Raw genomic sequence first — 21,380 nt, 5'->3', positions numbered from 1 at the left:
AATAACCGTTTATTATAAATATAAAGTTGAAGGTTGAAACCCTTCTTTCGTTATTAAGTTAATGGGGTATTAAGTTATTGGGAAATTGGGTGTTGACTAAATAACCGAGTAACCTAATAACTACGGCAATTTCCCCGGCCGGCCGGACTGGGAGGGGTGGACCGCTTTGCGGGACGGGGAGTTTTGACCAGCCCGACCTTTGGCGTATATAGATAAGTGTTTGCGTTTACCCTATGACCCGGGCTTTCAAACCCTCCCCCGTAGCTGCGCTCGGGTACCTCCCTTTATCTAAAGGGAGGAGCCTTTTTGTTTTTTTCTTTTGTATTTGCCCCATTATAACTCAATAGGGGCTCCCCGCTTCTGATGAACCTGCCCGGCCGGACAGGATTACCACTTTCTGACCTCTGGACTTGTAGTCCGGAGAGGTTTAGTTATACGCTTTTTTAATTCGGTCCAGGTTCCGTTTGTTGTCCCTGTCCTTGATCGTTTCCCTTTTATCATACGTCTTCTTTCCTTTTGCGAGGGCTATTTCTATCTTGGCCAGTCCGCGGTCGTTGATAAACAGGCGTAGGGGAACAATAGTAAGTCCCACGTTTTTCACTTCCTTATTCAGTTTCCGAAGTTCGTTTTTGTTGAGCAGGAGTTTACGTTCGCTGCGGGGTAGGTGATTGTAGTGTGTACCATGCGTGTATTCTTCGATATACATATTTACAACGAAAAGCTCTCCTTTTTCGTTGAATTCACAAAAACTCTCCGCAATGGACGCTTTGCTGAGGCGTATGGATTTAATCTCCGTTCCGGTAAGCACAATTCCGGCTACATATTTGTCCAGCAACTCAAATTCAAAGCGGGCACGCTTATTTTGTATGTTGATCTTTTTTTGCATAAGGATTGCAAAAGTAATAACTATTATCCGGAAATATGGTTTTAGAGTTACGAATTACCGTTTGTGATCTTCCGGTTCCCGGGTTCATTTCTGATTATGCCAGTTCCAGGGCCAGGGTAACCATTTCCTTCAGGGAAGTTTCCCTAGCTGCCACATCCATACTTTCCCCGGTAACCACATGATCGGTAACCGTGAGTATGGCCAGGGCTTTTACTCCAAATCTCGCGGCAACGGAATAGAGGGCGGCAGCTTCCATTTCCACGCAAAGCACCCCGTATTCCGCCCATTTTTTGTAGTATTCCGGGTCTTTGTCATAGAATATATCGCTGGTCAGTATATTTCCGGCCTTTACCGGGGTTTGGAGAGATTCCGCTGTTTTTACCGCCCGAAGGAAAAGTTCATAATCCGCGGTAGGGGCAAAGCTGTCCTGGTTGAAATGGATACGGTTTGTATTGCTGTTTGTGGATGCGGCCATGGCCAGGACAATATCCCGGACCTTTATATATGGCTGGTACGATCCGGCGCTTCCTATACGGATGAGTTGTTTTGCTCCGAAATCATTTATCAGTTCGTGTGTATAAATACTTATGGAAGGTATTCCCATGCCGGTGCCCTGTACGGACACTTTTTCCCCCCGATAAGTACCGGTATAGCCGTACATGCCGCGTACATCGTTGTACTGTATGGCGTTTTCGAGAAAATTATTTGCTATCCACCGCGCCCGGAGCGGATCGCCGGGCAGCAATACGGTTTCTGCTATATCTCCTTTTTCTGCTCGTATGTGTAAACTCATGTCAATAAGATTCGTTAGAGGTGTACCCTTCCACAATGGCAATACCACTGGAAGTCCCGATCCGGGTAACCCCCAAATCTATGTATTTTTTGGCAACTTCAAAACTTTTTATGCCTCCGGATGCTTTCAGTTGTACACGCCCTTTTACTGCCCTTCGCATCAGTTCTATATCGTGAAAAGTGGCCCCGCCACTGCCAAAACCCGTAGATGTTTTAACAAAATCTGCTCCGGCATCCGCTACCAGTGTGCTGGCCAGTGTTTTTTCCTTGTCGTCCAGATAGCAGGTTTCTATAATGACCTTGAGAATACGGGACCCGATGGTCTTTTTTATGGCATGGATATCCTGAAGTACTTTTCCGGTGTCGCCGGATTTAAGCCACCCGAGGTTAAGTACCATATCTATCTCATCGGCACCGTCTGCAACAGCCTGTTCGGCTTCATACAATTTAGCCTTACTGCTCATAGCACCAAGGGGAAAGCCCGCAACAGAACACACACGCACATCGGCAGAATCCAGCAGTAACTCCCGGGCTCGGAGAACATGGCAACTGTGTACACAAACGGCATAAAAACGATAATCGGCAGCCTCCTTGCACAATTTTTCTATATCCCTTATAGTAGCTGTTGGTTTTAAGAGCGTGTGATCTATATACTGGTTTATCCGCATACGTAGTACCTTATATAATTAATACGTCAAACATTTAGAAACTGTTTAAGTTTTATCCTTCCCGGCACACATTCCCATATACGTATCATGCCATTTTTGGGGAGCGAAAACTCAGGTGACGTTCCTCAAAGGTAGTATTTTTTACCGGTAGCATTACCTCACTGAAAAGTTCCAGGAATTCTTCGTCATGCTTTTCCACTTTGTTCGTCCGGAGGTTAAAGTGAACGAAATTCATCCAGGCCAGGGACTTGAGAACCGTCTTGTCTTTGTTCCACATGCGGGCTTCTACCAGGAGGTGTTTGTCGGAGTATTGGATCAGCTGGGTTTCTATGACGATTTCCTCCATCGTAAAAACGGGTTTCAGATAGGCTACCTGGCTGCTGCTTACCACCCATCCGAGTCCCTGTTCGCGGACGATACGGAATATATCTACATTATACTGTTCCAGCAACTGGTCTTCCCGGGCGTTGATAAAATAATCCAGGTACCTGGCGTTATTCAGATGGTTAAAAGGATCACAGTCCTGAAACCTTATTTTTGTCCTGCTTTCTAAAATACTTGGTCTTTTTTTCATATTTGCCTGTTTATTTTGTACCAAATGGTATATTATTATTTTAAAAATTGAGGAAGGTATTTTATTAATGGTGTTAAGCATTGCACCATTCTCCCTGAATAATGTGTTTCAGTATTTTTGTAGTACTGCGGATATAGGATGTATCGTCCATAGTAAGGCTCATGAAAATAGCCCCTTCGATCATGCTGAACATTTGCCGGGCGCTTTCGGAAGAATCCAGGCCGGCTTTCAGTTCTCCGCTGTTTTTACCTTCTTCGATGATATCTGCCAGGCTTTTTTCGATCTTGCGTATAATGTTGCGGACACCATGCAGCAGTTTTTCGTTCTGGTGATTGGCATCTACTCCTATGTTGAGTATTGGACATCCACCCATTTCTCTGGAAAAATCAGTGTATCTGCTGTAAAAATCTACAATGAGCAAGAGTTTTTGCAGGGGAGTGGAGCCCTGTTCCTGGTATTCCTTTACCTCTTGAAGCACGTGTTTTACATTGAAGCGGAATGCTTGTATGGCCAGTTCTTCCTTATTCTTAAAATTTCCGTAAATCGCTCCCTTGGTAAGCCCGGTAGCTTCCGTAATGGTACTCATACTGGTAGCGGCATAACCGTTCCTGTTAAAAATAGGAGCCGTGGTTGCAATAATAAACCTGGAAGTTCTCTCTGATTTCGTTAACATAATAACGGGTGATTATATGCAAATATAATAAAATATACCAATTGGTATTTCGTAATATCAAAATAATAGTGTCTAATGGTTTTAAATATATAGTCGGGTGAAAGTAAGCCACCCGCCCCGTGAGATACCTTTACCCTCCCTTTGCTTGGTCTCAGTTAGGGGTGTCAAACCCTGTAATTTTATTGCAGTACTTTAGTAGTGCGAAAAAATTATAATCCAGGTTATTGAGTTATGAAGTTATTGAGTTATTGGGTGTTGACTGAATAACTCAATAACTCAATCCACCTAATAACTTGGTTATTTTATTACTTTCTAAAAAGGGAGACTTTTAGTCCCCAGTAAAAAAAACCTCTGCATCTTTCCGTGCAGAGAGGTTTAGTTAGATAGTCTCTTAGTTTCATATCGCTTATGTGAAGATGCTTCATGTAGTAAGGAAACCGGTTTAAAATCACAATTCCCGAAATTCCGTCTTTTCGTCTTTCGTCTAATTTTTCCGTAAGTTTGTATCTGACTAGAGAGTGTCTCAAATTAAACCGACGATTATGGCCGAACTCATTCGAATTTACGAAGAAAACCCGAATGCCCGGGAAGTACGTAAAGTTGTTAATATACTAAGACAGGGAGGATTGGTTATTTACCCTACAGATACCGTTTACGGACTTGGCTGTGACATTACCAATTCCAAAGCCCTGGAACGCATAGCCAGGATTAAGGGAGTAAGGCTGGAAAAAGCCAACTTTTCTTTTATATGTGCGGATCTCAGTAATTTATCGGACTATGTAAAACAGATTGATAATTCCACTTTTAAATTGCTAAAGAGGGCATTGCCGGGACCGTTTACTTTTATCCTGTCCGGGAATAATAACCTGCCTAAAGATTTTAAGAAGAAAAAGACGGTGGGTATCCGTGTACCGGGTAATAATATAGCACAGGCACTCGTACGCGAACTGGGCAATCCTATTGTATCCACTTCCATATATGACGAGGATGAACTGCTGGAATACACCACAGACCCGGAGCTCATCCATGAAAAATGGGATAACCTGGTAGATGTGGTTATAGACGGCGGATATGGCGATAATATGGCCTCTACCGTTGTGGACCTAACCAACGGAGAACCGGAAGTGATCCGGCAGGGAAAGGGAAATCTCGAAGAAATACTGTAAACAAGCACCCTTAACAACATATAAAGCACTGCCCGGAATAACAAACAGAAAAAATCATCCTTCCGCAAAGAATAAGAAGGGGGATGGATGCAGCTTTTTATAGGTATTATTTATATATCCCTGATCTTTTCCAGCGTGAATTCTATAAGATTTTCTACTAATTTCTTCGGGTTCGGTGCAAACGTACCGTTCGAGCGGTTAGCAATAATAGCATTGAGAGATATGGCTTCGTGGCCAAGCAATGCGGCCAGACCATAGATAGCAGAAGTTTCCATTTCCAGGTTGGCTATTTTAAATCCAAGATGACTGAAACTATCCATTTTATCATTTAGTTCCGGGTCCTGCAAAGGCAATCGTAAAACCCTTCCCTGCGGACCATAGAAACCGCCGGCTGTTGCGGTAAATCCGTGATATATTTCCCGGTCACTGAAATATTCCAGCAACCGTTTGCCGGCAGATATTACTAACGGGCGGGATTTGTAAATGCTCCATCCGGTATGGGCTATAAAAGCTTCTTCTATTTCCGGGTGTGTAATGGTTTCCGTGTGATAGGAGTGGAGCATACCATTGAGGTCCAGCGCAAAGGAACTTGCCAGAAAAGAACCTACGGGAATTTCACTTTGTAAAGACCCGGATGTGCCTATACGAATAATTTTTAAGGAACGTAGTTGTTCCTTTACGATACGTTTTTCGAGGTCAATATTGACCAGTGCATCCAGTTCGTTAAGTACTATATCTATATTATCCGGACCTATTCCCGTAGAAATGACCGTTAGTCTTTTTCCTTTATACGTACCCGTCTGCGTTTTAAATTCCCGTTTTTGGGTTGTAAATTCCACCGTGTCAAAATGCTTGGTAATTTTTTCCACTCTATCCTGGTCTCCCACAAAAATGATGGTATCGGAAATGTGCTCGGGTCTGAGATTCAGGTGGTATACGCTACCGTCCTGGTTGAGTATGAGTTCGGATTCGGCTATTCTGTTCATGATAGTGTAAAGTTAAAAAACAAAAAGAAGGACTCCAAGGCCCTTCTTTCCGGTTCTGTTGTTTTATTTCGGGGGGTATTACAACTTTAACAGTCTTGCTGAGTCTTCGTGATACAGAAAACTGTATTTTTTTGTTCCCCCGAGATATATATCGTCTCGTTTTATAAAGGGATAATAATTTTGTATTTTATTTAGTACATCTTTGCCCATGGGGCTGAGTTTTACGGGATTAAAGGATTGAAAAAGAGGTTTGATACTGTCTATCAACCTATAATACTGTAAATCTCCGAAGCCGTAATCACTTTCGTTTTTGATAAGTGTTTCTACAAATTTCTCCTTGGAAGCTATCTTTTTCTCATTTGCTATGGTCAGGATGCTGTTTTCCAGGTGATTCAAGCCGTTTTTAACCGTAGGAAACCTATGGAGGTGAAGGGCAATAGCATCGGTGAGGTAGGGAAATTGGGAAGAGTTGAATTTGGAGAAGGTCTCGAGTCGGAGAGGAGTGTCGCTGCAGTAAAGTTGCCAGATATAATCGGCGTATTCAATATCGTCTTGTGTGAGTTGTATTCTGGAATTAAATAACTTTAGCAACTGCTCGTCGGTATGGTTGGTCAGGATAAAGGGCTTGTCTTTCCTCTGCTTTTTAGAGACCAGGGATACCTGTGCGCCACTGCGGTGTTTTTTCAGCCAGCTGACCACGGCGATCATATTTATCTGGCAAAAGAGGTCTTCATCAAACCAGAGGACTATTTCTTCCTGTGTTTTCTGATTACAGAGGCGCCTGTACTCTTTTAATGTGGCTTCTATAAAGTTCGTTTTGGTGACCTTATAGTTTTTGTTCAAAAATTCAAAACGGGTTTTCCAGAAGGATTCACTTCCCACTTCGGTCATGGTCCTTCCTTCGCAAAGCATTTCCCGCCAGGTAATAATTTCCCCTTCCAGCTTTAATTCCTTAAGGTGGGAAGTAAAGCTATCCCCATTGGTAATGTGTAAGGTTGTAGTCATTTCAAGGTTTATTTAGATTAGCCAAAATTATGTTTTAATTATGAGCCTAAAACCACTTTTGTAATATTGTAAAATAACATGAATAACCTGTTATTTTTTTAACCTTTAGTTTTATATATAACGACATGAAAAACAGCGACGGAGTTTGTTACCCGCCTACACGTTTTACATGATAACCCTCGTCCTGTAACAATTTCATTACCTTATCGCGATAGTTTCCCTGGATGATTATTTCCCCGTCCTTAATAGAACCACCTACGCCACATTTGGTTTTCAGGAATTTTCCCAGTTCTTTGAGATCTTCTTCTGTGCCTTCGAATCCTTTGATAACAGTTACGGTTTTTCCACCCCTCCCTTTGTTACTGAAATGAGCTTCCAGGTATTGTTGGGCAGGAGGGAGACTTTCCGTATTTTCTTCTTCGAAAACCGGCTTCTCCCCGGTGGAAAAAACGAAATTCCCCAGATCTTCCAGGCTATTTAATTTGTTGTTGCCCATTTTTTTCTCCCTTTTTTGACAACTGCATTTTAAAGTAAACGCAAGAAATACGGTTAACGTATATTCTTTAACATTAATTAGTTAACATGTGAAAAAAGACTTAAATAATCAACCGTTCAACGAGGTTGATTACCAGTCTCCTGCTATCTGCGCCACTTAAAGCAGCTTATGTGTTTTACGTTTTGATAAGCCCTAATTCTACGAGACGTTCACGGAGAAATTCTCCGGCAGTAATATCTTCATATAACCGAGGGTGCTCATCATCCACACAATCTTCGAGACAGTTAAGGGGCATTTCACTAATGGGGTGCATAAAGAAAGGAATAGAATACCTGGAAGTACCCCAAAGTTCCTTCGGCGGATTGACCACCTGGTGAATAGTTGATTTGAGACGGTTATTGGTATGCCGGGATAGCATGTCGCCCACATTGATCATAAGTTCATCCGGTTCTGCTATAGCATCTATCCATTCCCCGTTATGGTTTTGTACCTGTAACCCTTTGCCATGTGCTCCCATAAGAAGGGTAATCAGGTTTATATCGCCATGTGCGGCGGCCCTTATGGCATTCTCGGGTTCGCGGGTAATAGGAGGGTAGTGGATGGGACGTAATATGGAATTCCCGTTTTTTATCCATTTATCGAAGTATTGTTCTTCGAGGTCCAGGTGCAGGGCCAGTGCCCTTAACACATACCTGGCGGTTTTTTCCAGCATTTTATATGTTTCCCTGCCCACCTCGTTAAATTGCGGTAGTTCGTCCACAATAACATTAGGCGGGTATTCGGCTTCCAGTTTCGGGTCATCCTCTACATATTGCCCGAAATGCCAGAATTCTTTCAGGTCTCCTTCCTTACGTCCTTTAGCGTGCTCTTTACCAAAAGAAGTGTAACCACGCTGACCGCCTATACCTTCGATCTCATATTTTTTCTTAATGTCTTCCGGAAGTGCAAAAAACTTTTTGATCTCCGTATACAGGTTCTCAACCAGTTGATCCGACAAAAAATGTCCTTTCAGGGCAACAAAACCGATCTGCTCATAAGCATTCCCGATTTCTTTTATAAATTTATTTTTTTGATCCGGATCTTCCGAGAGAAATTCACGAAGATCCACACTTGGTATCTTGTTCATCTGTTTCATCGTTAAACCCTACCTTTCTGGCAGAGTATATTTCGCTTTCTCATACAAAGTTAGGTAATTAGCAGACTAAATGAAAAAGATAGTTATTAACAATATGAAAAAATATAACATATGATCGCCTTAATGTTATTTTTAACTACTTTTGATAGTACGAATAAAGTATCCTATATATGAATTTAACTACGTCCGGAAATACATCCATGACATACAACCGAAGCGGTTTAAATAACGAACAACTTCTGTTTCTTTATGAAAAAATGCTTCTTCCACGGATGATCGAGGAAAAAATGCTGGTCTTACTGCGCCAGGGGAAAATTTCCAAGTGGTTCAGCGGTATCGGACAGGAAGCCATTTCAGCAGGAGTTACCCTGGCGCTGGAAGCGGATGAGTACATACTTCCCATGCACCGCAATCTCGGGGTTTTTACTTCCAGGAACATACCGTTGCACCGCTTGTTCTCGCAATGGCAGGGAAAAGCCGCGGGTTTTACAAAGGGACGCGATCGCAGTTTTCACTTCGGCACACAGGAATTCCACATCATAGGAATGATATCCCATCTCGGTCCGCAAATGGGGGTGGCAGACGGTATAGCCCTTGCGCATAAGATCCGGATGGAAAATAAAGTGACTGCTGTTTTTACAGGAGAAGGAGGTACCAGTGAAGGAGATTTTCACGAAGCTTTGAATGTAGCTTCCGTATGGGACCTCCCGGTACTGTTTTGTATTGAAAATAACGGCTACGGGCTGTCTACACCCACGGAAGAACAGTACAGGTGTAAACATCTTGCAGACCGGGGAGCCGGTTACGGCATGGAAGCACACCGGATAGACGGCAATAATATACTGGAAGTATACACCAGGATATCCGAACTTGCCGAAAGCATGCGGGAAAATCCCAGGCCGGTATTACTGGAATTCGTCACCTTCCGGATGCGCGGGCATGAAGAAGCGAGCGGCACCAAGTACGTTCCGGATGAATTGATGGCATCCTGGGCTTTACGCGACCCTATAACAAATTACCGCGATTTTTTAATTGCGGAAGGGGTGCTTTCGGAAGAAAAGGATGAAGGTATACGCCGGCGAATTTCGGAAAGTATACTCGAAAACCTGCAAAGAGCCTTTGAAGAGCCTCCCGTTCCTTTTAAAGAAGCGACAGAACTCGCGGATGTTTACAGGGATTTCCCGTACCGGGAGATCTTGCCGGGTAATTCCAAACAAAACATCCGTTTCGTAGATGCCGTTTCCCGCGGACTCGAACAGTCTATGGAGCGTTTCGGCGACCTGGTAATCATGGGACAGGATATTGCCGGATATGGCGGTGTTTTTAAAATAACGGATGGTTTTGTTTCGAAATTCGGCAAGGAGAGGGTTCGCAATACCCCTATTTGTGAGTCGGGTATCCTTTCTGCCTCCATGGGACTCTCCATTAGCGGGATGAAAGCGGTAGTGGAAATGCAGTTTGCCGATTTTATTTCCAGCGGCTTTAATCCTGTGGTCAATTACCTGGCCAAGGCACATTACCGATGGGGGCAGCATGCCGATGTTGTGATCCGCATGCCCTGCGGGGCAGGAGTAGGGGCCGGGCCGTTCCATTCCCAGACCAATGAAGCCTGGTTTACCAAAACTCCCGGACTGAAAGTAGTGTATCCCGCCTATCCTTATGATGCCAAAGGATTGCTGGCCACTGCCATAGAAGATCCGAATCCCGTTCTGTTCTTTGAACACAAAGGATTATACAGGAGCATATACCAGGAAGTACCGGAAGATTATTACACCCTGCCGTTCGGAAAAGCAGCCCTGTTAAGATATGGAAAGGATATTACAGTCATATCATATGGTATGGGAGTGCACTGGGCCCTGGAAGTGCTGGATGCCGGGGAAAGCATTTCCGCAGATGTGATAGACCTGCGCACCCTGCAACCCCTGGATACGGAAACCATATTGGAGTCCGTAAAGAACACGGGCAAAGTAATAATACTCCAGGAAGATACCCTTTTCGGCGGTATAGCCAGTGATATCTCGGCAATGATCATGGAAAATTGTTTCGAATACCTGGACGCCCCCGTGCAAAGAGTGGGCAGCCTGGAAACACCCGTGCCGTTTGCCAAAGCCCTGGAAGACGGTTTTTTGCCGAAACAAAGGTTCAAAGCGGCAGTACATCGATTATTAGCATATTGATATCGAATAATTAGCTTTTATGGATTTAATGGCGCACTTATTGCAATAAATATATTTTTTTTGCGTATTTTTAAACATAAAAAATACATAAATTATGACAAAGAATCGTGTAACCCTTATCTTATTGATTGTCCTTGTGGCATCTTCATGCTCCCTTTCCAAAGTGAATAAGGAGTATCGCGGAGCCATTGTCGGCAACTGGATTTTAAATGACGTGACCTACACGGGTAGCAGCGGAAATTTTAAATCTGTGCTCTTTAACGATGTTTCCGATGACTGCTTCAAAGGAAGCCAGTGGTTTTTCAGGAACAGCAACAGTACAGGTTCCTATACCATTAATCCCGGCGCCGAATGTATGGAAGGGGCCAGGAATATCCGGTGGTCCGTATTGGAAAAAGGAGAGGGTGCAAGCCAGCTTCAGTTCAAGTTTATCGATGAGAAGAGAAACGATGTAAGCGGCGGGTACGGTTACCGGCTGGATATCGTAACCCTCAACCAGCAGCAAATGACCCTGCAGACCAATACTACGGTAGAAGGAGAACCCATCACCGTTGTATATAACTTTTCAAGATCTTATTAATATATATAATAATCTGTTATGCTTAGAAATTCATTAAATAAACTAGGGGCCGGATTGATTGTCGTGGCCCTTGTTCTTACTACAGGATGTGATACCGTAAGAAATGCCGGTAACAAGGAAAAAGGTGCCGTAATAGGTGCTACTGGCGGAGCGGTAATCGGTGGTATCCTCGGTAATAATATAGGTAATAAAAAGAATTCTGCCCTCGGAGCCATTATCGGTGGTGTTGTGGGTGGTGCGGCCGGTACATATATCGGTGACCGGATGGACCGGCAGGCAGAGCGCATCGAAGAAGAAATACCCGGTGCGGAAGTAACCAGGGTAGGAGAAGGTATAAATGTTACTTTTGACGAAAGCAGCGGAGTTTATTTCGCTACCAACAAGTTCAATATTAACTCGGAATCTTCCGCCACGCTGAACAAACTTGCGGGCATATTCAAAGAATACCCGAACACTCTGGTACTCGTAGAAGGACATACCGACAGTACCGGTAGCGCCGAGTACAACATGGGGCTTTCGCAACGAAGGGCCGAATCCGTAACCAATTACCTGACAAGCCAGGGAATATCTTCCGGAAGGTTTACCACCAAGTGGTACGGAGAAAACCAGCCTAAATACGACAATAGCACGGTAGATGGCAGGGCTAAAAACCGAAGAGTGGAAATAGCTATCGTTGCAGATGAGAAAATGAAAGAAGAAGCCAGGAAAAATGCACAATAAAAATCCGGGAGGATTCTTTTAACCGTATAAAAAATACATAAACAAAACGGGACTGAAAATTATCATCAGTCCTGTTTTTTTTTGATTCCTATTTGACTTAGGGACTGACCAGGTTTTATTTTCAAGTCGAAAGTTAAAACCCAGCACCCGATCCCGATAATCCAGATAATTTATGCTTGTTTTAACTATCCGTACTATCCCGTTTACATATTTTTTCGTACCTTTTTATAGTGTAACCGTAAAACCTCATACCATATGTATCGTATACTGATACCAACAGATTTCTCTGACAATGCATGGAATGCCATAAACTATGCTACAGCACTTTATAAAGGTGAAGAATCCGTTTTCTACCTGCTCAATTCCTATTCTCCCAACACTATTAGTCCGGGAGAAGTAATGACTTCTTCTGCGGCTACCAAAACACTTTTCGATGCCGTTAAAGCATCCTCCCTGGAAGGATTGGAAAGATCCCTTCAGGATATTCTCGCTGCAGGGCCGGATAAAAAGCACACTTTTCGTACGGTTTCCAGGTTTGATTATTTTACCAATGCCGTGGTTGACGTGTGTGAGGAAGAAAAAATAGATATGGTTATTATGGGCACCATGGGGGCCAGCGGGCTCAAGGAAGCCTTAATAGGAAGTAATACGGCAAGTCTTATCGGAAAAATCAGGATTCCGCTTCTGGCTATCCCGGGCGAAGTGAAGTTTGATCCTCTTAAAGAAATCGCTTTTGCCACCGACTACAATACGGAATACAGGGAAAAAAATCTGAATGTGTTTTTTCATATAGCCGATAAGTTTTCCGCAAATATTCACGTTTATCACGTGTTACAGAAGAAGGACAAGCTCTCCGATGCAAACGAAAAAGCAAAAATGGAAATGGAAAAACGCTTTGCCGGGCACCAATCCGAATTTTACCTGCTAACCGAAACCTCTCTGAGTACCGCAACACGTGTTTTTATTCAGAGCAGAAATATCCAAATGCTATGCATGGTAGCTAAAAAACACAGTTTTCTGCACCATCTCTTCGGTCTTAGCAATACCCGGGACATGTGTTACCATATAGACATCCCTCTTCTTATTTTACAGAACGATGCCGGGTAATGTGTTCTGAAAATCCATAAATTTGACATACAAATATCAATGTAAACTCCTGTTCCGGACTTAACGACCGGCATAAAAACTAGTATAATGGAAAAAATTCTCGTACCCACCGATTTCTCGGAAAATGCCCAAAATGCCATCGAATATGCTTTAAAACTTTTTAAAGACAGCGAATGTGTATTCTACTTTCTTCATGTTTTACCTCCCACCCTGGGAGAACGCCGTATGGTTCCCAGCAATGTAACCAACGAAATGCTTTCGGGCGCAAAAGAACTGGCAAAAGAAAAACTGGAAGAACTGGTGAAGAAAACCTTAATCGGGACAGACAGAGAAAAACACAAAGCAAAAGTACTGGTTAAATTTGACCTCTTTTCAGATGTGATAGAAGATATCGTAGAAGACGAAGGGATTGATATGGTAGTTATGGGATCGCGCGGGGCAGGAGGTATACGCGAATTCTTCATAGGGAGCAGCACCTCCAATCTCATCGGTAATATTCCATGTCCCATCCTGGCAATTCCCAGGGATTTGGAATTCAAGGAAATAAAAGAAATAGGTTTTGCCACAGATTATGCCTTTACATATGGTAAAAAAGGACTGGAGCCTTTGTTCCGTATCGCTACGAAATTTTCTTCGGGCATACGGTTCTACCACGTAGAAGAGGGGAGAGACGAATGGAATGAAGAAAAAGAAAAAGTGAAAGATGGTATAAAAAAGGCATGTGAAGGGTTCGATACCTCGTTTTTTCTGCTTACGGATGCTCCTTTGAGTATGGCTACAAGGCTTTTTGTAGAAAGCAGGGAAATAGATCTCTTGTGCATGGCGGCAGAAAAACGGAATTTTATGGATAGTCTCCTGGGGAAATCCCCCGTAAAAAACATGAGCTATCACAGCACAACACCATTGCTGATACTACACAAAGATACCCTGAAATAAAACCGCCTGTTCCCTTTATAATCCGGTTAATGGCTTATCAGGTTTATGTGTGCCACCCGACTAACGGAATAACCAAAGAGCAATTTCCCCGCCGGCGGACGGGCAGGATTGTCTTTCAAAACCTCCGCACCTTTCCGTGCAGAGTCATTTAATTGTAAATTGCGGAGCGAATGACGAAAAATACCAGAGTACTTATGAATGAAATACAGGTAAGACAAGCCACTCCGGATGACCTCGATATATTGCTGGAATTTGAACAGGGGATCATCCTTGCCGAACGCCCTTTTGACAGCACCCTTAAAGAAGAAAAGATAAGCTACTACGATATAGAAGCCTATATAAACGATCCTAAAACAATAGTAGTAGTAGCCGAATGTGACGGCCGGCTCATAGGTTCCGGGTATGCCCGAATCACAGAAGCCTTGCCTTATCTGAAACACGAACAATACGCATATCTCGGTTTTATGTATGTGCACCCCGAATACCGCGGAAAAGGAGTGAATAAACAAATTGTTGATGCCCTGAAAGCATGGAGCCTTCAACAGGGGATTACCGAAATGCGGTTAAATGTCTACAGCACCAACGAAGCAGCAATAAAAGCTTATGAAAAAGCCGGTTTTGAAAAACATATCGTAAATATGCGAATATCGTTGTGAGAAAATAAACAAGAGCAAAAATAAATAGAAATACAAGCCAATACAGCCGGATTACGGCGTTTTAGCCTTGGGGAAAGATTCGTTTCCGCAGTAAGAAAACAGATAAATAAAGAGGTTTTTATTAGATTCCTGACAAAAATTGTACCTTTACTCCACGGTAAGCGTGCAAAAGCCATTTAAAAATATTTCTTCGGACATTCATTCAGTATAAACTGGTTTTATTCTTCATGTTGTTCTTCGGCTATTTTCATACTGCCTGCCCGGATAATTTATTCAAAAAAAAGAAAACAAAAACTAATAATTATAAACAAAAATCAATCGTTGAATGGCAAGATCACAAGAAAGCTTCGGCAAAAAGGAACGGGAAAAAAAACGTTTAAAGAAGAAAAAGGAGAAACAACAGAAGAAGGACGAACGAAAATCCGGGCCAAAAAACAGTAACCTGGAGGATATGCTTGTGTATGTTGATGAATACGGACGTCTTACCGATACACCTCCGGACCCTGCAAATAAGGTGGAAATAGATGCCGAAAGTATTGAAATCGGGGTTCCTAAAAAAGCAGAAGAAGATGAACTCCCTGCAGAGCGTGAAGGTAAAGTCGCTTTTTTCAATCATTCCAAAGGTTATGGTTTTATACGCGAGCAGAGTTCCGGTGAAAAATACTTCGTACACGTCAATGGTCTCATAGATGAAGTGGAGGAAAATGATAAAGTTACCTTCGAACTCGAAAGAGGGCTTAAAGGTATGAATGCCGTACGTGTGAAAAGGGTTAAATGATCCCGTATGTGATGCACTCTCCGGTGCTGTTGTTCAGCCATTGTTCGGTCTGCCATACAGGACGTTAACAGGTAATATCCCGCAGCCCTTTTTATAAAGGATACAAAACAGCAGGACCGGACGAAAATCACTAACTTATCAAAGACTTATTTCAAAAAACATTTTGGTCGATGCTACATATTGTGTAGCTTTGCTACGTTTAATGTAGTAAAGATACGATTATGGCATTTCCCACACCCGGATCTCCCGTACGCGGCTCCAGATCCGGACAACCTATTATGGCCCTTTTCGACCTTCTGGGACGAAGCTGGGCTATGGGTATTATATGGCACTTATCCGGCGGGCCCGGTACTTTCCGTAAAATTCAGGACTATTGTGAGACTATTTCACCTACCACCCTGAATAAAAGGCTCAAAGAACTGATACAGGCACGGCTTATAGAAAAAACCGCAGATGGGTATGCGCTCACTCCTATGGGAAAGGAAGTTTTTGAGCTTCTTTCCCCACTGGGGTTATGGGCTAAAAACTGGGCCGGAAATCTGGAGGAAAACTGAAATGGATAGTTTGCAGTATTACAGTGATACCGGTTTTAATCGCGCTCCCCACATGCGCGAAGGCAGGAATGATACCGTACTGTATCGCATCATATGCCTGTGGCAGGGAAAATTTTTCTTCAGCACATCAGGGAATCCGTATATTACCGGGATATCAGTCCGGTTAACCGCCATATCAGAGCCTTTTTTCCTGGGGATGGAAGATGCCGGCGAAATTGTATGCCTGGACCTCTCCCGCAGGAAACAGGAAGAAATACTTGCGTTACTCGGCGAAGGAGATTTCCTGGACCTTCGTCGTGTGGTACATGAAATAGATCGTAAAGAAGCAGCAATACTGGCTTATGCCAAAGCCCTGGCAGAATGGAACACCAACCACGTGTTTTGCGGAGTTTGCGGCAGCAGAACGGAAAGCCGGGAACGCGGACATAACCGCATATGCACTAACGACACTTGTGCAAAGATCATTTATCCCCGTATAGACCCGGCAGTAATTGTATTGATAGAACACCGCCCGGAACAGGGAGACCCCAGATGCCTCCTGAACAGGGTGAAAAACGACAACGGTTACAGATGCTCCACCTTTGCCGGTTTTGTAGAAGTAGGAGAGAGCCTTGAAAATGCGGTGATCCGGGAAATGAAAGAAGAGATCGATGTAGATGTGGAAAACATAAGTTATGTTTCTTCACAACCATGGCCATTTCCTTCCTCCGTAATGATCGGGTTCAAGGCAACGGTGTCGTCGCCGGAATTCCGGGTAGACAATGTGGAGATAAAAGATGCCGCATGGTATTCCGCAAAAGAAATAAAAGAACTTGTAGCTTCAGGGAAGCTGGAACTCTCCAGGAGTGATTCCATAGCGAGGTTCCTGATAGAATCGTGGGTGGCAGACAATCTTGTATAGGAATAGCGGGGCAAGCCGGTGGCTTCGATACATCCCGGCGGAGCCGGGACACTTAGCCACCTCACTTTGTTCTTTGCCCAAACCTGTAACTTGCAACCTGTAACCTGGAATTTCAAACGCGCCAATTATAGTTTTTTTAATGCGTTTGCCCGGACAGGAATAGTTTTATACCATGAACTCGTTGTCCTATTCTCCTTTAACATAAAAATAACAATCGCTCTTAAAATATTTTGTGTGTTGTACCGACTGCTATAATAAACACTGTTACGAACAGAACATATGCGGCAAAAACTACAATCAAAAAATAAAAAGCGATGAAAAATACCCCGGTTTTACAAAAAATAAGGCAACGGCCATACACACCACCTAACGTTTCGGTGGTGAAAGAAGGAACTATTATTATCCCGGACATAAGCGGGTTTACCAGGTTTGTGAACGAAACCGATTCTTTTACCGGAAAATATGTAACCCAGGCATTACTATCTTCCATTATAGACAGCAATATACTCAACCTCAGGGTATCCGAAATAGAAGGAGATGCCGTTTTGTTTTACGGGTACGGCACCCCGTACGATCTGAAGTCGGTCATAGCACAATACGAGATCATGCTCCGTAATTTTAATCGTAAACTGGTGCAACTGGAAGTATTTATAGGAAGTAAAATAAACCTCTCCCTGAAACTGATAGCACATTACGGGCCCGTGTCCGAATACAGCATAGGAAAATTCCGGAAGTTGTACGGTAAAGCTGTTGTACAGGCACACCAACTGCTCAAAAACTCTATCAACAGTAAAACTTATGTGCTGTTGACCGAAAACCTGCTGAAAGCCGTTCCCTCCGTTCTGAAAAACCCCGGTAAGTATGGCGCGCACGGCAAATCTGAAGACATAGACTATACCTATTATAACTACGAACCGATTCCGGTGCAGGGTGTGATAACATAATATCTTGTTAAAATCCAGGTTTCCAGCTAAGAATACCTCGTTAATATTTTAAAAAGCCCCCTGTTTTTCTTAAATTTGAAAGAGCAGGGGGCATTTTTTTGCGGGGAGAACAGAAGTTCTTCCGCCTTTCTTTCCCGTCCCTTCCGCCAAAAGGATATATAAAAATCAAATCACGTATTTATGTCAGCACTGAATGTAACCCAAAAACTTATTCGCTCACATCTGGTCCAGGGAGAACTTGTTCCCGGCACGGAAATCGGGCTGAAAATAGACCAGGCCCTTATGCAGGATGCAACGGGTACCCTGGTGCAACTCGAACTCGAAGCCATGAAACTGAAACGGGCACAGACAGAAGTTGCCGTACAGTATGTGGATCACAACCTGTTGCAGACGGACTTCAAGAACGCGGACGACCATCTTTTTTTACACTCTGCCGCACAGAGATTCGGATTGTGGTTCAGCCGTCCCGGTAACGGGGTCAGCCATCCCGTACATATGGAACGCTTCGGAAAACCAGGGAAAACCCTGGTGGGGTCGGACAGTCATACCTGTGCCGGAGGATCGCTGGGAATGCTGGCCATAGGTACAGGCGGGCTTGATGTTGCCGCGGCTATTGCAGGGCAACCGTATTTTGTGAAAATGCCCAGCGTTATGGGAGTTAAGCTCACCGGAAAATTACCGCCGTGGGTAAGCGCCAAAGATGTGATCCTCGAAATGCTTCGCCGCCACAGTGTAAAAGGAGGTGTGGGTAAGATCATAGAATATTACGGTGAGGGACTTAAACACCTCAGTGCTATGGACAGGCACGTTATTGCCAATATGGGAGCGGAACTGGGGGCTACCACCACCGTTTTTCCCAGCGATGAAGAAACAAAACATTTCCTGAAGTCACAGGGCAGGGAAGAAGACTGGACGGAATGGATAGCAGATAAAGGAGCGGAATACGATCTGCATGACGAGATTATCCTGGATGAACTGGTACCGCTTATCGCGTTGCCTACAAGCCCGGGAAACGTTGTTCCGGTTCGAGAAGTGGAAGGAAAGCCCATCAGCCAGGTAGTTATCGGGTCATCCGCCAATCCCGGATTACGGGATTTCTGGATTGCCGCGGAGATCGTAAAAGATAAATTTGTGAGTGATGATGTATCTTTCGACATCAACCCGACTTCCAGGCAGACTATAGAAAACATGATTGATAACCGCGCCTTTGCCAATCTCATCAAAGCCGGTGCCCGTTTTCACCAGTCCGGCTGTATGGGATGTATAGGTATGGGACAGGCACCCGCTTCCGGCACCATAAGTTTAAGGACCATGCCGAGGAATTTCCCCGATCGCTCCGGCACCAAAGACGACCAGGTGCACCTTTGTAGTCCGGAAACCGCAGCCGCATCGGCATTGACCGGAAAAATTACCGACCCGCGGGATATGGAAAAAATATACAATATGACCTATCCGGAATTCACAGCACCCGAAAAAGAGATCATAAATACCGATATGCTGGTCGCCCCGCCGGATAACCCCGGGAATGTAGAACTTAAAAAAGGACCTAATATCAAATCCCTGCCGCACATCCCCCCCCTGCTGGACCATTACAAAGTTCCGGTATTACTGAAGATGGGAGATAATGTTTCCACCGATGAAATCCTGAAAGCCGGGGCAGAAGTGCTTCCGTTCCGGAGTAATCTGCCGGAAATCAGTAAGTTTTCCTATATCGTGATCGATGAAACCTTTTACGACAGGGCCATGGAGAGCAAAGACAAGTTTGGCGGACATATTGTAGTTGCAGCAGACAATTACGCACAGGGTTCCAGTCGCGAACATGCCGCCATCGCTCCCAAATATCTCGGACAGGTAGCCGTAATAGCAAAAAGCTATGCCAGGATAGCCTGGCAGAACCTGGTGAATTTTGGTATTCTTCCCCTGGAGTTCGTGGATAATGACGACTATGAAAAAATAGACCAGGGAGATATTATCCGGTTTAAGGACCTTACCGCTAATGTGAAAGACAGGAAAGATATACTTGTGGAAATCGAAAAGAAAAACGGAAATACAATGACTATTCTTACCAAGAACTCCATGAGTGACAGGCAGATAAGGGTTTTACTTAAAGGAGGGATTATCAATGATTTTAAAGAAAAACTCGAGATGTAGAAAACAAAACAAGAAGCAGTTTTAATGATCTTCTGTCCCCAACTCCGAAATTACCCGGTTCAGGCTTCTGAGGGTTATACCCAGGTAATTGGCAATATCTCTCTTCGGGATAATGTCCAGGAGTTGAGGAAACTGCTTTTTTAAACGGAACAGATTATCCTCAATAGCGTGCAACTGGTTGTGGGAATGGCGGAGTGCTTTATAGTGTACTTTGGTAGCCAAAGACTTCATAATAAAAGAATTGAAATCCGCATCTTCATTCAACAGTTTAATAAAATATTCCTTAGGTATTTTATAAACTTCCATCCCGGTTACAGCTTCCACAGCACAGAAACTAAGCGTATCGTTCAGTACTTCTATTTCCCCGAAAATTTCCCCTTCGCCGAAGAATTCCTGTATAAAATCTTTTCCGTTGTCTTCCGTAAGATAGCATTTTACCATTCCCTTTTTCACGATATAAACGGAAAACACCTTCTTTCCCTGCCCTATGATCTGCTCTTTACGATGGTAGGATTCCATAACTATACAGCCCGGTTCGGTGTTGTCGATTTTAGTGATGTAACGGAGTAACTCCCTGTTGGTACGTATCATTTTGTCGTATCGGGACAAATGTCCTTTTTTGTGATAAAAAGTAGTCTTTCCTTTGCCCACGGAATCAGAGAAAGGAAATCAAATTTACAGAATTAAAGAACCAAAGGATAAAATTAAAACAATTTCTAAAGGGCAGACCGGATCATTTTTTCAAAATAAAGGGTTTAAACACACAAATCAACAAAAAATACACAAAACGAAGAACATTATGCAATCCGACAGATTACTGAAACAGGTAGCGTTTATAAGGGAGATCGATAAACTGAAATACATCCGCCGCAAGACCAAGCTGTTTAACAGCGACCGTAACGAAAATGATGCGGAGCACAGCTGGCACCTGGCCATGATGGCCATAATACTCGCAGAGCATGCCAATACTTCCGTAAACATTCTCAAAGTACTGAAAATGGTATTGATACACGATATCGTTGAGATTGATGCAGGAGATACCTTTTTGTTCGATACCGTCAAAAATCATGTCAATACGGACGAAGAACTGGAAGCCGCCCGAAGAATATTCGGGATGCTACCGGAAGACCAGGCCCTGGAACTCCTGGAAATATGGAAAGAATTTGAAGAAGGCGTTACTGCCGAAGCCAGGTTTGCCAGGACAATGGACCGGTTTGAGCCCGTATTGCAGAACATATCCAACAATGGCGGTACCTGGGCCGAATACAGTATCCGGCACGAAAAAGTCATAGAGAAAGTAAAGGTTATGGAATGCGGTTCCTCCGTGATCTGGAAATACTCCGAAGCACGTATACAGGAAAGTGTGGATAAAGGAATACTTGAAGCCTAAAACAACAGGAGGGTGAAGTACAGAAATCCCCCTTTAAAAACAACGGTAATAAAGCACCTACAGTTAAAGTACAAATAAATAGCAGGTAAAACTTTATCAAACAAA

Annotated in this window: 23 protein-coding genes; 13 read left to right on the top strand and 10 right to left on the bottom strand. The window is 43.6% G+C overall.

Translation table 11 applies throughout. From position 1 onward, the window contains the following. Window positions 1-427: 427 nt before the first annotated feature. The 5 genes from smpB to ACVBDU_RS19615 form a co-directional block, all read right to left on the bottom strand. Complete coding sequence (smpB, locus tag ACVBDU_RS19635) at window positions 428-886, bottom strand: SsrA-binding protein SmpB (protein ID WP_447181415.1); 459 nt, start codon at window positions 884-886, stop codon at window positions 428-430. A 94-nt stretch (window positions 887-980) separates the two neighbouring features. Further along, entirely contained in the window at window positions 981-1,679 is a 699-nt protein-coding gene (gene deoD, locus ACVBDU_RS19630) for a purine-nucleoside phosphorylase (RefSeq protein ID WP_447181414.1), read from the bottom strand. Between the two features lies 1 nt (window position 1,680). Continuing rightward, entirely contained in the window at window positions 1,681-2,346 is a 666-nt protein-coding gene (gene deoC, locus ACVBDU_RS19625) for a deoxyribose-phosphate aldolase (protein WP_447181413.1), read from the bottom strand. Between the two features lie 85 nt (window positions 2,347-2,431). Beyond that, window positions 2,432-2,920, bottom strand: a complete 489-nt coding sequence (locus ACVBDU_RS19620; protein WP_447181412.1) for an acyl-CoA thioesterase — start codon at window positions 2,918-2,920, stop codon at window positions 2,432-2,434. Window positions 2,921-2,993: 73 nt separating this feature from the next. Then, complete coding sequence (locus ACVBDU_RS19615) at window positions 2,994-3,593, bottom strand: TetR/AcrR family transcriptional regulator (RefSeq protein WP_447181411.1); 600 nt, start codon at window positions 3,591-3,593, stop codon at window positions 2,994-2,996. Window positions 3,594-4,135: 542 nt separating this feature from the next. Here ACVBDU_RS19615 and ACVBDU_RS19610 point away from each other — a divergent pair. Next, window positions 4,136-4,759, top strand: coding sequence for an L-threonylcarbamoyladenylate synthase (locus ACVBDU_RS19610; RefSeq protein WP_447181410.1), 624 nt, complete (start codon window positions 4,136-4,138; stop codon window positions 4,757-4,759). Between the two features lie 110 nt (window positions 4,760-4,869). Here ACVBDU_RS19610 and ACVBDU_RS19605 read toward each other — a convergent pair whose 3' ends face one another. From ACVBDU_RS19605 to ACVBDU_RS19590, 4 genes are all read right to left on the bottom strand, one after another. After that, entirely contained in the window at window positions 4,870-5,745 is an 876-nt protein-coding gene (locus tag ACVBDU_RS19605; RefSeq protein WP_447181409.1) for a nucleoside phosphorylase, read from the bottom strand. A 78-nt stretch (window positions 5,746-5,823) separates the two neighbouring features. Further along, on the bottom strand, window positions 5,824-6,750 hold the full coding sequence (locus ACVBDU_RS19600) for a DUF1835 domain-containing protein (protein ID WP_447181408.1): 927 nt from the start codon (window positions 6,748-6,750) through the stop codon (window positions 5,824-5,826). Window positions 6,751-6,898: 148 nt separating this feature from the next. Continuing rightward, window positions 6,899-7,246 carry a translation initiation factor gene (locus ACVBDU_RS19595; protein ID WP_447181407.1) on the bottom strand — a complete coding sequence of 116 codons (348 nt, stop codon included), beginning with the start codon at window positions 7,244-7,246 and terminating at the stop codon, window positions 6,899-6,901. Between the two features lie 175 nt (window positions 7,247-7,421). Continuing rightward, a complete protein-coding gene (locus ACVBDU_RS19590) occupies window positions 7,422-8,372 on the bottom strand; it encodes an isopenicillin N synthase family dioxygenase (protein WP_447181406.1) in 951 nt (316 codons plus the stop codon). A gap of 179 nt (window positions 8,373-8,551) precedes the next feature. On the opposite strand from ACVBDU_RS19590, the gene ACVBDU_RS19585 reads away from it, so the two are divergent. The 11 genes from ACVBDU_RS19585 (at window position 8,552) to ACVBDU_RS19535 (ending at window position 19,885) form a co-directional block, all read left to right on the top strand. Further along, on the top strand, window positions 8,552-10,558 hold the full coding sequence (locus ACVBDU_RS19585) for an alpha-ketoacid dehydrogenase subunit alpha/beta (RefSeq protein ID WP_447181405.1): 2,007 nt from the start codon (window positions 8,552-8,554) through the stop codon (window positions 10,556-10,558). Between the two features lie 94 nt (window positions 10,559-10,652). Further along, entirely contained in the window at window positions 10,653-11,138 is a 486-nt protein-coding gene (locus tag ACVBDU_RS19580; protein WP_447181404.1) for a lipocalin-like domain-containing protein, read from the top strand. Window positions 11,139-11,156: 18 nt separating this feature from the next. Further along, window positions 11,157-11,858, top strand: coding sequence for a YiaD family glycine zipper/OmpA-like lipoprotein (locus ACVBDU_RS19575; protein WP_447181403.1), 702 nt, complete (start codon window positions 11,157-11,159; stop codon window positions 11,856-11,858). A gap of 255 nt (window positions 11,859-12,113) precedes the next feature. Next, window positions 12,114-12,965, top strand: coding sequence for a universal stress protein (locus tag ACVBDU_RS19570; protein WP_447181402.1), 852 nt, complete (start codon window positions 12,114-12,116; stop codon window positions 12,963-12,965). 87 nt (window positions 12,966-13,052) lie between these two features. Continuing rightward, window positions 13,053-13,901, top strand: a complete 849-nt coding sequence (locus ACVBDU_RS19565; RefSeq protein WP_447181401.1) for a universal stress protein — start codon at window positions 13,053-13,055, stop codon at window positions 13,899-13,901. Window positions 13,902-14,071: 170 nt separating this feature from the next. Beyond that, window positions 14,072-14,557, top strand: coding sequence for a GNAT family N-acetyltransferase (locus ACVBDU_RS19560; RefSeq protein WP_447181400.1), 486 nt, complete (start codon window positions 14,072-14,074; stop codon window positions 14,555-14,557). Between the two features lie 325 nt (window positions 14,558-14,882). Next, a complete protein-coding gene (locus tag ACVBDU_RS19555) occupies window positions 14,883-15,335 on the top strand; it encodes a cold-shock protein (RefSeq protein WP_447181399.1) in 453 nt (150 codons plus the stop codon). A gap of 221 nt (window positions 15,336-15,556) precedes the next feature. Beyond that, window positions 15,557-15,889 carry a winged helix-turn-helix transcriptional regulator gene (locus tag ACVBDU_RS19550; RefSeq protein ID WP_447181398.1) on the top strand — a complete coding sequence of 111 codons (333 nt, stop codon included), beginning with the start codon at window positions 15,557-15,559 and terminating at the stop codon, window positions 15,887-15,889. Window position 15,890: 1 nt separating this feature from the next. Beyond that, complete coding sequence (gene nudC / locus ACVBDU_RS19545; RefSeq protein ID WP_447181397.1) at window positions 15,891-16,790, top strand: NAD(+) diphosphatase; 900 nt, start codon at window positions 15,891-15,893, stop codon at window positions 16,788-16,790. Between the two features lie 314 nt (window positions 16,791-17,104). Next, on the top strand, window positions 17,105-17,734 hold the full coding sequence (locus ACVBDU_RS19540) for a DUF2652 domain-containing protein (RefSeq protein ID WP_447181396.1): 630 nt from the start codon (window positions 17,105-17,107) through the stop codon (window positions 17,732-17,734). Window positions 17,735-17,914: 180 nt separating this feature from the next. After that, window positions 17,915-19,885, top strand: a complete 1,971-nt coding sequence (locus ACVBDU_RS19535) for an aconitate hydratase (protein WP_447181395.1) — start codon at window positions 17,915-17,917, stop codon at window positions 19,883-19,885. A gap of 21 nt (window positions 19,886-19,906) precedes the next feature. Here the strand turns inward: ACVBDU_RS19535 and ACVBDU_RS19530 are convergent, their stop codons facing one another. Continuing rightward, the gene (locus ACVBDU_RS19530) at window positions 19,907-20,494 is read right to left on the bottom strand and encodes a Crp/Fnr family transcriptional regulator (protein ID WP_447181394.1); all 588 of its coding nucleotides are present in this window, start codon (window positions 20,492-20,494) and stop codon (window positions 19,907-19,909) included. Between the two features lie 190 nt (window positions 20,495-20,684). On the opposite strand from ACVBDU_RS19530, the gene ACVBDU_RS19525 reads away from it, so the two are divergent. Then, on the top strand, window positions 20,685-21,275 hold the full coding sequence (locus ACVBDU_RS19525; RefSeq protein ID WP_447181393.1) for an HD domain-containing protein: 591 nt from the start codon (window positions 20,685-20,687) through the stop codon (window positions 21,273-21,275). The last annotated feature ends 105 nt before the right edge of the window (window positions 21,276-21,380 follow it).

This window comes from Sinomicrobium endophyticum, assembly GCF_052983315.1.
The sequence above is the reverse complement of the archived record's forward strand: the minus strand, read 5'-3'. Positions and strand labels throughout refer to the sequence as shown.